Origin of the sequence: Sorangium sp. So ce363, assembly GCF_051520435.1 — a bacterium.
In the GTDB taxonomy this organism is placed as follows: Bacteria; Myxococcota_A; Polyangia; order Polyangiales; family Polyangiaceae; genus Sorangium; species Sorangium cellulosum_B.
Genome location: NZ_CP150333.1, coordinates 10966609 through 10979091 on the forward strand (window position 1 = coordinate 10966609; position 12483 = coordinate 10979091).

Sequence of the window (12483 nt, forward strand, 5' to 3'; positions counted from 1 at the left end):
TGCCATGTCGCGCGCCCTCCAGCCGCTGTACCGTGCCGCGCGCGTGTGAGAGGATCGCTCTCGACCATGAAGAGGATCAAGCTCAAGCTCCACAGCGACGAGTACCACCTCAGCGCCGTCGGCTATCTGTTCGAGGACCCGGCGCCCACCGCGGATCCGGCGGGGGTGAGGCCGTTCTCGATCCGCAACACGGTCTTCCCCGAGTTCGATCTGGATCCCGGCAACTACGTGTTCCGCTTCAGGGTCCGGAACGGAAGCGGCAAGTTCCAGATCTTCGCCTTCGATCCCAAGACGAACCAGAGCACCCGCGCCGAATACGACACGTCGAGCGGCGCCGATTGCCTCACCTTCCGTTTCACGGTGGCGCCGTGAGGGGCGCCCTGCTGCTCCAGCGCGCCGCAGCGCTGCTCTCGCTCACGCTGGCCGCGCCCGCGCTCGCCCAGGGCGCGGGGCAGCCGTCGGCTCCCGTGCCGCCGGGCGCAGCGCCCCCGGCGCCCGTCCGTCCGGCCGCCAGCGCGCCCGGCGCCCCCACGGCGGCCAGCGCCCCCACGGCGCCGGTCCCGTCTGCCGCGCCGAGCACACCCGCCGCGCCGACGGCGGCGCCGGGCGCTGGCGCGGCCGTGGCGCCCGCGCAGCCGGGCCGCGCGATTGCGCCGGTCGCCCCGGCCGCGTCGGGCGCTCCCATCGCCCCCATTGCGCCGCTCGCGCCTGCCGGGGGCGCGGCCATCGCGCCGGCCGCCACGGGCCGCGAGCTCGTCTACCTCGTTCCGGTCGGGATCACGGGCAGCTCCGGGGGCGCGGCGCTCGCGCGGGTCGGCTTCGGCGTGCTGGCCGGGTTCGGCGAGGTGACGGATCCGACGGCATGGGATGTGAGCGCCGTGATCGAGGCCGAGGTAGCGGCCGAGGACGGGCTGGCCACGCTGATCGGGTTCTCCGCCACCGACGATGCGGCCCAGACGCCCACCGGCACCCTGCGCCTGTCCGCCTCGTTCGCGCGGCTCGACTTCGAGGGGGAGGGCAGCTCGGCCTATCCCCCGCTGATCCTCTACGTCGGCGGCGCGGTCGGCCGCACCCGGTTCAGCTACCTGGGTCCGGGCCCCGAGCGGCGCGACCAGAGCCTGCCGCCGACCTACGCGCCGCGCGAGCTCACCGCTGTCCCCTGGAGCGTCGGCGCGGCGGCGGTCTACGTCGGCGAGGGCGGGAAGAAGCTCGCGCCCACGCTCGAAGGGCAGATCAAGTTCGACTCGCGCTGGACCGCGTCGACGGACACGCTCGAGTGGTGCGAGCCCGCGGGCGACGTCGTCCACGGCGTAGATCCGGTCACCCAGTCCACCACCTTCGTCCCTGCCACGCGCTGCCGGCAGGAGGTGCTCGGCGCGCCGGTGCAGAGCCAGGAGCTCACGATCGCGGCGCACGCCGGGCTCGTCGACAAGGTGGCGAACGCCACGTTCCGCGCGGCGCTCGGCGCGAAGGTGGCGGTCGCGCTCAACGACGAGGCGCCCGCCGATGTCCGCCTCAGCCTGCGCGCCCCGGTCCATGTGACGCTGGCGCGCGCGCCGGTGGGGACGGAGTACCGCGGGCTCATCCGGCTGATGCCAGCGCTCAACGTGATCCGTAGCTCGACCGGAGGGACGGACGTCAGCGGCACGCTCGAGATCGCCTTCCTCGGCCAGCGCGCGATGTTCGCCGACAACTACACCGACCTCTGACGTCGGCCGCGACACGCCCCTCGCGGCCGCCGCGCCCTTGCCCGCGCAGCGTTGCCGCGGCCTCTCCCGCGAACCCTGCCGCCAGACGCAGCGCCCCGGCCTGGGCGCCTGCCCCGCCCGGCACCTTTCTTGGCCCACCGCGCCAGCATCCGCTACCGACGCACGAGAGCAGCGGAGGTGCACCCGGAAGCAGCATCGGGTGGGCCGCCGCGGCTCGCTAGGGAGACAGCGATGGGCCCGAGCGCAGCGTACAAGGTGGAGGGGCTTGGCGACGGCGTGCCGGCGTCGGGCGGCGCGGAGGGGTGCAGGCAGGGGCAGCTGAGCAGCCTCTGCAGCGCCCCCACGATGCCGTTCACGTCGCACGCCGGCGGCGCGGAGGAGGCACCGGCGGAGTCGAAGCCCTGGTGCATCGACCGCGGCGACTTTCTCGAGGCGATGAGCACGGTCGCGCTCTGGCGCGCGCTGGAGCTGGGGGAGCTCCCCCACAGCACGCGCGTCTGGCGCGAAGGCCTCGAGTGCTGGACGCCTGCCGGCGAGGTGAAGGCGCTCGGCTGGACCATTTCCCAGCCGCCCCCGCGCGACGAGGCGCCCGCCCTCTCCGCCGCGGGCGAGGCGCCTGAGTCCACCGGCCCGCTCAGCTTCGCGTTGACGCCGGACGACCTCAGCTCCGTCGCGCCCCGCTTCCACCAGGGCGCCCCCGCGAAGGCGCGCGGCGAGCGCGCCGAGGCCTTCACCCTCGGCCGGTTCCCGCTGGCCGAGGCCGTGCTGCGGCGGGACAGCCCCTCGCAGCCGATTTCTCTTGATATTCCGTCCTGTTTCCCCGCAGCCCCCTCGTCCCCGCCCGACACGCTCCCGAGCGCCGTGGCGCCGAGGCCCGGCGCCGCGAAGCCCGGGCTCGGGCCGGCGCGTGGCGAGCGCGACGCGGATCAGACGCCGCGCGGGCGGGTGTCGGGCGCCTGGTCGCGGCTCGCGCGGCGCGCCCGCGTCTCTCGCGGCGCCGCCGGAGCGGCCGCGGGCAGCGCGGCGCTCGTGCTCGTGCTGGGCCTCTCGGTGCTGAGCGTGGTCGCCCCTGAGGCCTCGCCTGCGAGGCCTGCGGCCGCGCAGGCTGCGCACCTCGGCGTGGCCCAGGGCGTCGCGGCCGCCGCCGCGCAGGTCGCCGTGCCTGCCCCGGACCTCGCCGCGAGCACCGGCGCTGCGGCGCTTGCCGTGGCGGCCCCGGCGCGCGACGGCGCGGCGGCCGAAGCGGCCCCGGCGCGCGACGGCGCGGCGGCCGACGCGACGTCGGCGCGCGAGGAAGCGGCCGCGACCCCGGGCGAGGGCACCGGCGCGCCCGCGCTGCCGCTCCACCGGGCGGAGAAGGCCTCGGCGTCCAGCGCGAAGCCGGCGCCGTCGGGTCGCCGCGAGCGCGGGCAGTTCCGCCTGAGGCGAGGCCGATCCGAAGCGGACGCCACGCGCGGCATCAGTTATCCGTCCCGCAGAGCCGACTCATGGATCGGGACGGGTGCCATCCTGCGCGACTCGCGCTAAGGTGCGCGCCGCGCGGCGGTCGGCTCCGTCCCGCAGCACTCCGGCGTCGTTCAAGGGCAGGACGGGGGACTTTGAATCCCCTAATCGTGGTTCGAATCCACGCGCCGGAACCATCGAGCCCCCGCGCCCTCTGAGGGGGGTCATGGCGGTCGATGTCCATCGCGTCGGCGGGGGCGCCTCGGGCGAGGTCGCACCGCCTCGCGGGTGCGTCCTGCACCGTCACCTGCTCGCTATTGTCTGGCGCGGTCGAGCCGGGGTTGTTTACCGTGGTCTCACCGAGGGCTCTGCGCCTGCCACGCGGCGTGCGCGAGCCCCTGGCTCCTGGAGGACCGGACGGCGTGGCGAGCGATGAAGGGGCCCGCGGACGCGGAGCCCCTACCCATGTAGATACGGACCGCGGAGGCGGCTCTCCGCCCCCTGCGGGCGCGGAGCTCGGACGCGCGTCGGCGGCGCCGCTCGAGGCGGGCGAGGCGCAGTTCATCGCGCGGCTCGTCGCGCGTGACGAGAGCGCGTTCAACGAGCTCGTGATCATGTACGAGCGCCGCGTGTTCGCGCTCGTCTACCGCATGCTCGGCCGGCGTGACGAGGCCGAGGACGTGTCCCAGGAAGTCTTCGTGCAGGTCTTCAAGGCGATCGATCAGTTCCGCGGCGAATCGAAGCTCTCGACGTGGATCTATCGGATCGCCGTGAATCTCTGCAAGAACCGGACGAAGTACCTCTCGCGGCGGCACGCTGGCGCCCAGGACGACGTCGACGCCATGGCCGAGCGGGTGCCGCTGTCCGCGGCCAAGGGCGTGAGCGTCGGCGACGTGAGCCGGCCTGACGAGCTGGTGGAGGGGATGCAGCTCGAGGCGGTCGTGAAGCGCGCCATCGGGCAGCTCGATCCCGAGTTCCGGGAGGCGCTCATCCTTCGCGACGTGGAGGACATGTCGTACGAAGAGATCGCCTCGGTCACGGGTTTGCCGGACGGGACGGTGAAGAGCCGGATTCATCGCGCGCGCGGCCAGCTCCGCGCGCTGGTCGAGAAGATGATGGGTGAGAAGGTGAGAGGCGGGAAATGAGCGGAGCGGACGACCCGAAGCGCACGGGGCGAGCCGATGAGCCGGCCGCTTCGGGCGCGGAGAGCGGCAGCCGTCCCTCGGCTCCCCCCGTGGAGCGCCCGCCCGCCGCCGCCGCGCCCCTGCGCGACCTTCCCGAGGACGGCGATCTCCCCGAGGACGGCGATCTCCCCGAGGACGGCGACTTGCCGCTCGTCGACGAGCTGGATCTGCGCGAGCTGGTCCGAGGGGCGATGCGTCCGCCGCCCGCGGCGCCGCCGAGCCTTCTCCGCGGCGTGCAGCGCCGGATCCGGGTGCGCTCGCGGGGGAAGTTCTACGGCGACGGCTGGAGCACCGCGCGTTCGCCGCGCTCGACCTACCTGATGACGAGCCTCTTCATGCTCGCCCTCATCGCCTTCGTCTTCCTGGTGCTCATCCCCTGGAGCGGCGGCGCCCTGCCCTGATCACCGTCACCGAGCGGCGGTCACTGGGTCCAACGAACGAGGACGCAGGTCACGTTGTCGGGCCCGCCGTTCTCGTTGGCGCGCTCGATCATCTTGGCGGTCGCGACCTGGATGTCCTGATGCTCCGTCAGGATCTGGGTCATCTCCAGGTCGCTCACCGGGCCGGAGAGCCCGTCCGAGCAGAGGACGTACGTGTCGTTCAGCTGCGGCACCTCGAAGCGGGTGTCGACCTTGACCGTGTCCTTCATCCCGAGCGCGCGCACGATCACGTTCTTGTGCGGGAAGTTCGCGATCTCCTCGGGCGTGAGCCGCTTCATCTTGATGTAGTCGTTGAGGAGCGAGTGGTCCTCGGTGAGCATCTCGAGCCGGCCCTCGCGGAAGCGGTAGACCCGGCTGTCGCCGACGTGGGCGACGTAGACGCCGTCGTTCGCCGTGAAGATGCCGACGAACGTCGTCCCCATTCCCCGCTTCTTCGCCTCGCGCTGCGCGGTCTCGTAGATCCGCAGGTTGGCGAGCTTGATCCCCGTGATCAGCCGGTTCTCTTCGTAGCCCTTGGACCGGTCCATCTTGTAGGGCCAGGTCCGCTCCGGGTCGTCCTGCGTCTGGGCGAAGAAGTCCTGCATCGCGTCGACGGCCATCTTCGACGCGACCTCGCCCGACGCATGCCCCCCCATTCCATCGGCGACCATGAAGAGGCCGTACTCCACCATGATGCCGAAGTTGTCCTCGTTGTGGTTGCGCTTGCGCCCGACGTTCGTCTCGCCGGCCACTTCGATTCGAAACGTTTGGGACACGGATCACCCGATCGATGGCCCCGCGCTAGGCGCGAGGTTGAATGAGAACCGCGAGCGCGCCCGTCCGAGCCGCTCGAGCCCGATCCTGGAGGTTCGGTTGACGGGGTGTCAACCGGATCGGGCCCGAGCGCCGAGCTTATAGAATCCGCGCGCGGCCCCGCATCATTTTTTGCCTACTTGCGGTACTCCTCGGTCGACTTGCCGCCCGAGCTCGGCGGCGGGAGCTCGGCCTCCGGCCGCTTCGCCGCGGCGGCCGACGGATCCGGCGCAGCGCGGAGCACGACCGTGACCTGCCGGTACTTCCCGCGGCTCAGCAACGTGAGCGGGACCTTCTCGCCGACCGCGTGCGTCCGGATCGCGTCGGAGAGCGCCTCGGGGCTGGTGACGGGCACGCCGTCGACGGCGAGGATCATGTCGCTCTCCGCGCGATCGCCGCCCGTCAAGCGGGCCTCGTCCGCAGGGCTCTCGGGGTGCACCACGGTGACCCGGACCCCCTTCGCGACCGGCGCCGCCGCGCTGACGCCCTGGATCCCGAGCCACGCCGCGGGCGGCACGGCCTCCTTCGGCACCGCGCGAAGGAACGCCCTGACCGCGCTGATCGGCACGCCGAAGGCGACGGGCGTGCAGGGCTTGCCCTCGTTCGGGGCGCAGCCGCGGCCCAGGATCGCGACCACGCGGCCGTCCTCGTCGATGATGGGCGCGCCCAGATCGAGCGGCGAGACGCGCGACCCGAGCTCGATCGCGCGCTCGAGCGGCCGGTCGTCGCCGCCGATCAGCGTCTTGTGCGATCGCAGCACGAGCGCGGTGGCCGCGACCTTGCCGCGCGCCGCCGAGAACGAGCGGATCTGCGCGTCCGGCCGCACCGGATCGCGCGACGAGGCGGTGAGCCCCTCGGCCCACTTGCCGGTCTGCGGCACGAGCAGCGCGAGATCCCACACGCGGTCGTGGTGGCCGAGCTTCACCCGCACGGTGGTCCCGTCGGCGAGGCGCGCCGTGAGGTCGTTGCCCGCGCCGAGCGGCGAGAGCGCCGTCAGGATGCGCCCGTCGCCGGCGAGCGCCGCGCCGAGGCCGAGGACCTGCCCGCCGCGCTCGATGACCACCACGCCGCGCGCGGCGCGCTCCTCCACCGGCGGCTCCGCCTTGTCCTTCTCGGCCGGACCCCCCTTCGGCTCGGCGGCGGCCGCCTTCTTCTCCTTCCCGCCCGCGCTGGCCCGGGTCGGGAGCACCACCCGCTTGCCGGCCGGCGGGGCTTCACCCTCCCCCTGAGCCTGCGCCTCGCCGGGCGCGCCCTGCGCGAGCGCCGCGGGGGCGGCGAGCGCTGCGGCGGCGGACACGGCAGCGGCGAGCGCCAGCGACCGTCTCCATCGCTTCACACGCGACCTGTCAACGGGATCGCTCGCCGCCGCGCCCCGGGGCGCGGCGGCGTTTGTGACACCAGGCGGGCTTGTCTCGTTCATAAGCGCGGCTCCTGAGGCGACGGCCGATTCTGCTGCGGCGGGGATCGCATTGCAAAAGGCAAAGGCCGGACCGCGCTGTACCGTGGGATCGGGCACCGGAGTCCGCCGGGGGCGGGGGGCGAAAAAAAATCCGGTCACGAACTCGGGGGACGGGGGCACATGGCCGGCGATGAGGCAGCGATGGCAGCGGGGTTAGCGCTCGTTGGGTCGGAGGGCGACGCGCGGGCCGACGAGGCGCGCGCGATCGAGGGGCTGATCGGGGCAGGCGACTTCCGGGAAGCGCTGTCGCGGTGTGCGAAGGCCTACGCCATGCCGCTGGGCCGGCTGTGCATGGCGTTCACGGGGTCGCAGGCCGAGAGCGAGGAGCTGGTGCAGGAGACGCTGCTCGCGGCGTTCGATGCGTTCCCGCAGTACCGCGCCGAGGGGAGCGTGCGGGCCTGGCTCTTCGGGATCGCGCGGCGCCTCTGCGGGCGGCACACCGAGCTCAGGGCGCGGCGTGAGGCGCGGCTGCGCCTCGTCCACGACACCCGGCCGCGGCCCGACGCGAGCGAGCTCGCGGCGGAGCGCGAGCGGGCCGAGCGCGCCCGCGCCGCGCTCTCGCGGCTCAAGCCGAGCGAGCGCGAGGCGGTGGTGCTGCGCTTCGAGGCAGGCCTCTCCTTCAAGGAGGTGGCCATCGCGTGCGGGATCGACGAGGCGGCGGCGCGGAAGCGGGTGAGCCGCGCGCTTTCGCGGCTCAGGGCCGAGCTGGGCGAGGAGTGAGGGCGATGGGCGCGACAGAGACGGGTTCGGTTGGGCTTTGCGGCGAGGTCGAGGAGCAGCTCGCGGAGGTGCTCGACGGGACGGCGCGGCCGGCGCTGTACGAGCACATCGCCGGCTGCGACGCGTGCCGCGATCTCCGCCACGACGCAGCGCGCGCCGCGGAGGTCGCCGCGGCGGCCGGCGCGGACTTCCGGCCGGCAGACGGATTCGCAGACGCGCTGCTCCGGCGGCTCGAGGCGGCGCGCCCCTCGGAGGGCGCGACGAGCGGCGCGGTCCTGAAGGTGGCGGCCGACGAGCAACACGGCGCCGCAGGCGCGCGATCCGGCGTGACCGAGGGGCGATCGGACATCGCCGAAGGGCGATCGGACACCGCCGAAGGGCGATCGGACACCGCCGAAGGGCGATCCGACATCGCCGAGCAACGATCGGACGCGGCCGAAGGGCGATCCGACACCGCTGAAGCCCGATCCGACATCGCCGAGCAACGATCGGACACGGCCGACGTCCGATCCGGCACCACCGAAGAGCGTTCCCCTACGCCCAGGCCGCGTCCCGACACTTCCGGAGCGCGATCCGGCGCGGCCGAGGCGCGCACGGGCGGACCGCGCTCCACGATGCCGGAGCGAACCGCGCCGGCAGCGCGCCGCATGGCCTTCGGGCGGCGCTCGGCCTTCGCCGCCGCCGCCCTGGCCGCGGCGGCGGCGGTAGCGGCCGGCGTCGCCCTGCGGCGCGGCGGCGAAACGACGGCGGCGCCCGTCGCCGCGGCGGCCGGGGCGCCATGGTCCGGCAAGGTCGCCTCGGTGTCGCGCGCGTCGGCCGACAGGTCGGGCGGCCTCGAGGCGTGCGACGCCGCGGGCGCCTGCGCGCCGCTCGCCGCGGGCGCCGCGCTCCCGGAGGGCGCGACCCTGCGCACCGACGCGCGGACGCGCGCCCACCTGTCGCTCGCGGACGGCTCCGCGCTCGCCATCGACCGCGGCTCCCGCGTGTGGATCGCCGGCGACGGCCGCCGCGCGCGCGTCGACGAGGGCGCCGTCGTCCTCGACGTCACCCCGGCCCCCGGCGCGCCGCCCGCGCGCGTCGAGGTGCCGCACGGCCAGATCGAGGTGCTCGGGACCAAGCTCGCGATCACCGCGGGCGCCGCGCGCGCCTCGGTCGAGGTGGCCCGCGGCGCCGTGCGCGTCACCGGTGAGCGCGGCGAGCCCGTCGAGGTGCGCGCCGGCGAGGAGGCGACGCTCGCGAAGGGCGCCGCGCCCGAGGTCGCGAGCGCGACGTCGCTCGCCGACACGCTCGAGTGGAGCGACCGCTCCGCCGAGGAGGCCGACGCCCCGGCGCTCCGCGGCCTCGGCGAGCTCAGGGCGCGCAGGCCGGGCGCGACGCAGGAGAAAGAGCGGGCCGTCCGGCTCGCCAGGCACGCCGTCAAGGTGCGGATCGTCGACGTCGTCGCCAGGACCGAGATCGACGAGACCTTCGCCAACGACACCGACGAGGAGCTCGAGGGCATCTTCCGGTTCCCGCTCCCGCCGGGCGCGCAGATCGAGCGGCTCGCGCTCGAGGTGGACGGCAAGCTCGTCGAGGGCGCGTTCGTCGATCGCGATCGCGGGGCCGCGATCTGGCGCGGCGTCCTCCAGAACGCCGCCCCCAAGGCGCCCAAGCCGCGCGAGGAGATCATCTGGGTCCCCGGCCCGTGGCGCGACCCCGCGCTGCTCGAGTGGCAGCGGGGCGGCCGGTTCGAGCTGCGCATCTTCCCCATCCCGAAGCGCGGCTCGCGGCGCGTCGTGCTCACCTACACGCAGCTCGTCGAGCAGGCCGGCGGCGTCCGGCGCTTCACCTACCCGCTCGCCCACGACCAGAGCGGCACGACGAACATCGGCGACTTCTCGCTCGACGTGCAGGTGCTCGGCCACGACCGGGAGTTCGGCGTCGCGACGCGCGGCTACGATCTCGCCGCCGCGCCCGCGGACGGCGCGGCCGACCGCCGCACGCTGGAGGCCCGCGGGTTCACGCCGGCCGGCGACCTCACGGTCGAGTACGCGCTCCCCGATCGCGACCGGCCCGTCACCGCTTGGGCCTACAGGATGCCCCCCGCCCCGGCGCCGGCCACGCCACCCGCGGCCTCCCAGGCGCGGCGCGGCGCGGCCGGCGCGGCCGGAACGTCGAAGCGCGACGGCGCGGAGCACGAGGCCTCCCTCGCCGCAGCGCAGGCCATCGCGAGCGACACGTCGCCGTACGTCGCGATCGCGATCCGGCCCCGGCTCCCCCGGTGGCAGGAGTCGACCTCGCGGCGCCACGCGATCGTCGTCGACTCGAGCCGATCCATGGTCGGCGAGCGGTTCGCCCGCGCGACGCGGCTCGCCTCGGCGCTCGTCCGCGAGATGGACCGGCGCGACGAGGTCGTCGTGCTCGCGTGCGACACCCTCTGCCGCTCGCTCGGAGACGCCGGCCAGGGCGGCGCCGCGCGCCCCATGGCCCCCGGCGCCGCCTCGGCGGGCGAGGTCGAGCGCTTCCTCGGCGGCATCGAGCCCGACGGCGGCAGCGATCTCGCCGCGGCGATGATCGCGGCGCGCGCGGCCGCCGGCCCGCTCGACGGCAAGGAGCTCCGGATCATCTACCTCGGCGACGGCACGCCCTCGGTCGGCCCGACGCGCCCCGCCCACATCGAGGCCGCGGTGCGCGGCGCGGTCCCCGCGGACGGCGCCGCCGCGGTGGTCGCGGTCGCGCTCGGGAGCGACGCGGACACCACGTCGCTCAGGGCGCTCGCGCGGGGCGGCGGCGGGGTGATGGTCCCCTACGTGCCCGGCCAGAAGGTCGCGAGCACGGCGCAGTCGGTCCTCGGCGCGGCGTACGGCCTCGCGCTGCGCGATCCCGAGATCGAGCTCCCGCCCGGCCTGACCCAGGTCACGCCGGCGCGGCTCGACCCGATCCGCGCCGGCGGCGAGGCGCTCGTCGTGGCGCGGATGAGCTCCGGGGCCGACGTGAGCGGCGCGATCCGCCTCCGCGGCCGCGTCTCGGGCGAGCGCTTCGAGCAGACCTACCCCGTCAACATCGTCGCCACGACCGGCGCGGGCAACGCCTTCGTCCCGCGCCTCTACGCCGCGGCGAAGATCGCGGAGCTCGAGGAGACCGGCGGCGACGCGCAGAAGCCCGCCATCATCGAGCTGTCGCGGCGCTTCTCGGTGGCGAGCCGGTTCACCTCGCTGCTCGTCCTGGAGAGCGAGGCGATGTTCAAGGCGTTCGGCCTCGATCGAGACGGCATCACCTCCGCCTTCACGGGCGAGGAGCAGGCCGAGCGTGTGAGCGCGAGCGCCGAGGGGGAGGAGCCCGGCAACGCGGCGGACGAGGGCGCCGAGGAGAAGGGCGACGCGCTCGGGGCGGGCCTCGGCCTGTCGGGCAGCGGCAGGGGCGGCGGCGGCTCCGGCTGGCCGGACGCCGCGCCGGCCGCGAAGGCGGAGTCTCGCACGTCGGCCGGCGCCCGCCCGGCGTCGCCCGCCAAGCGACGATTCCAAAAGTTCGATCCCCTTTCGGGCTCGCTCGACGACATGCCTGCGCCGGCGCCGGCGCCGGCGCCGGCGCCGGCGCCGACGGCCGCCGCGCCCGCGGAGCCGAAGCCGGCGCCCCCGCTGGACGAGCGCGCCCGGAGATCGCGCGACGACGGCCTCGTCGCTGCCGAGGAGTGGTCGCGCCCGCCGCCGTCGCGGCGGATGATCCCGATGCGCCGGGTGTTCGATCGCAAGGTGAGCTTCGACGCGACGAACACGCTCGCGCCCGAAAGCGCCGCGAAGACCGCGGCCGCCGAGGCGGCGCTCGCGGCGGCCCCGGACAGCCGCGACAGGACGGCGGGCCTCTACGCGCTCTACGCCACGACCGGCCGCCTCGGCGAGGCCCAGGAGCTGACCGCGCGCTGGAGCGGGCGCGACGCGCTCGATCCCGACGCGCTCATCGCCCGCGCCGACCTCGCGGCGCGGCAGGGCCAGCGCGACCGCGCCGCGCGCATCCTCGGCGGCCTCGCCGACGTGCGCCCCGGCGACCGGGCCACCCAGGCGCGGCTCGCCGAGCTCTGGGACGCCGCGGGGCGGCCCGCGTTCGCGTGCCAGCACCGGGTGGCGCTCGCCGACCTCGCGCCCGCCGACGCGAAGCTCGTCGCCGCCGCGATCCGGTGCGCCGGCGAGGGCGGCATGAGCGAGCTCGCGAGCCAGCTCCGCCTCGACGCGACCTCCGCCCTCCGCGCGGAGATCGACCGGCGGCTCGCGCAGCCGGACGCGGCGCCGGCCGCCGACCTGCCCGGCGACGTGCGGCTCAGCGCCGAGTGGACCGGCGGCGCCGACCTCGACCTCTCCCTCATCGACGCGCAGGGGCGGCGCGTCTCGTGGATGGGCGCGACCCTCCCGTCGGTGGGTGTGCGCTCGCGCGACGCGACGAGCACGCGTTCGGAGTCCCTCGCCCTGCGGAGCCTCCCCAAGGGGAGCTACGTCGTCGAGATCGCGCGCGCGTCGGCCGAGGAGGGCGCCGGCGCCTCGAGTCCCGGGGCCAGCGCGCCGGGCCCGGTCCGCGGCGAGCTCACCCTGCGCCTCGCGGGAGAGACCCGCAAGGTGCCCTTCACGCTCGACGGCGCGCGCCTCGAGCTCGGCACGGTGCGCGTCTTCTTCACCTCCCGCCTGGTGCCGGTCGACGGCCTGGCGGCCCCGCCGTTCTGAGGAAACTGACGAAACTGACGAAACTGACGGAACGGACGAAGACGA

The 12483-nt window shown here is 75.1% G+C and carries 9 protein-coding genes and 1 tRNA gene; 8 read left to right on the top strand and 2 right to left on the bottom strand.

The genetic code is table 11. The annotated features are described in order from the left end of the window. The first annotated feature begins 66 nt into the window (after positions 1–66). From WMF12_RS41230 to WMF12_RS41255, 6 genes are all read left to right on the top strand, one after another. The gene (locus tag WMF12_RS41230; protein WP_437854123.1) at positions 67–372 is read left to right on the top strand and encodes a hypothetical protein; all 306 of its coding nucleotides are present in this window, start codon (positions 67–69) and stop codon (positions 370–372) included. Further along, the gene (locus WMF12_RS41235) at positions 369–1709 is read left to right on the top strand and encodes a hypothetical protein (protein ID WP_437854125.1); all 1341 of its coding nucleotides are present in this window, start codon (positions 369–371) and stop codon (positions 1707–1709) included. Before WMF12_RS41230 ends, WMF12_RS41235 begins: the two co-directional genes overlap by 4 nt. Positions 1710–1940: 231 nt before the next feature. Further along, the gene (locus WMF12_RS41240; RefSeq protein WP_437854128.1) at positions 1941–3236 is read left to right on the top strand and encodes a hypothetical protein; all 1296 of its coding nucleotides are present in this window, start codon (positions 1941–1943) and stop codon (positions 3234–3236) included. Between the two features lie 39 nt (positions 3237–3275). Further along, positions 3276–3349 (top strand) — tRNA-Gln (locus WMF12_RS41245). A gap of 225 nt (positions 3350–3574) precedes the next feature. Then, positions 3575–4297, top strand: coding sequence for a sigma-70 family RNA polymerase sigma factor (locus WMF12_RS41250; protein WP_437854130.1), 723 nt, complete (start codon positions 3575–3577; stop codon positions 4295–4297). Continuing rightward, positions 4294–4737 (top strand): hypothetical protein, encoded by a 444-nt coding sequence (locus tag WMF12_RS41255; protein ID WP_437742233.1) that lies wholly within the window; start codon positions 4294–4296, stop codon positions 4735–4737. Before WMF12_RS41250 ends, WMF12_RS41255 begins: the two co-directional genes overlap by 4 nt. Positions 4738–4757: 20 nt before the next feature. Here WMF12_RS41255 and WMF12_RS41260 read toward each other — a convergent pair whose 3' ends face one another. Both WMF12_RS41260 and WMF12_RS41265 read right to left on the bottom strand, forming a co-directional pair. Further along, positions 4758–5531: a Stp1/IreP family PP2C-type Ser/Thr phosphatase gene (locus tag WMF12_RS41260; protein ID WP_012240508.1), complete on the bottom strand. Its 774-nt coding sequence runs from the start codon at positions 5529–5531 to the stop codon at positions 4758–4760. Positions 5532–5704: 173 nt separating this feature from the next. Then, the gene (locus tag WMF12_RS41265; RefSeq protein ID WP_437854133.1) at positions 5705–6904 is read right to left on the bottom strand and encodes a S1C family serine protease; all 1200 of its coding nucleotides are present in this window, start codon (positions 6902–6904) and stop codon (positions 5705–5707) included. Positions 6905–7168: 264 nt separating this feature from the next. Here WMF12_RS41265 and WMF12_RS41270 point away from each other — a divergent pair, with 264 nt between their 5' ends. After that, positions 7169–7747 carry an RNA polymerase sigma factor gene (locus WMF12_RS41270; protein WP_437527665.1) on the top strand — a complete coding sequence of 193 codons (579 nt, stop codon included), beginning with the start codon at positions 7169–7171 and terminating at the stop codon, positions 7745–7747. 5 nt (positions 7748–7752) lie between these two features. Continuing rightward, positions 7753–12438: a VIT domain-containing protein gene (locus WMF12_RS41275; protein WP_437854135.1), complete on the top strand. Its 4686-nt coding sequence runs from the start codon at positions 7753–7755 to the stop codon at positions 12436–12438. The last annotated feature ends 45 nt before the right edge of the window (positions 12439–12483 follow it).

Coding starts and splice junctions, on each gene's coding strand:
- WMF12_RS41230 (WP_437854123.1), top strand. CDS start 67: ATGAAGAGGATCAAGCTCAAGCTCCACAGCGACGAGTACCACCTCAGC.
- WMF12_RS41240 (WP_437854128.1), top strand. CDS start 1,941: ATGGGCCCGAGCGCAGCGTACAAGGTGGAGGGGCTTGGCGACGGCGTG.
- WMF12_RS41255 (WP_437742233.1), top strand. CDS start 4,294: ATGAGCGGAGCGGACGACCCGAAGCGCACGGGGCGAGCCGATGAGCCG.
- WMF12_RS41270 (WP_437527665.1), top strand. CDS start 7,169: ATGGCAGCGGGGTTAGCGCTCGTTGGGTCGGAGGGCGACGCGCGGGCC.
- WMF12_RS41275 (WP_437854135.1), top strand. CDS start 7,753: ATGGGCGCGACAGAGACGGGTTCGGTTGGGCTTTGCGGCGAGGTCGAG.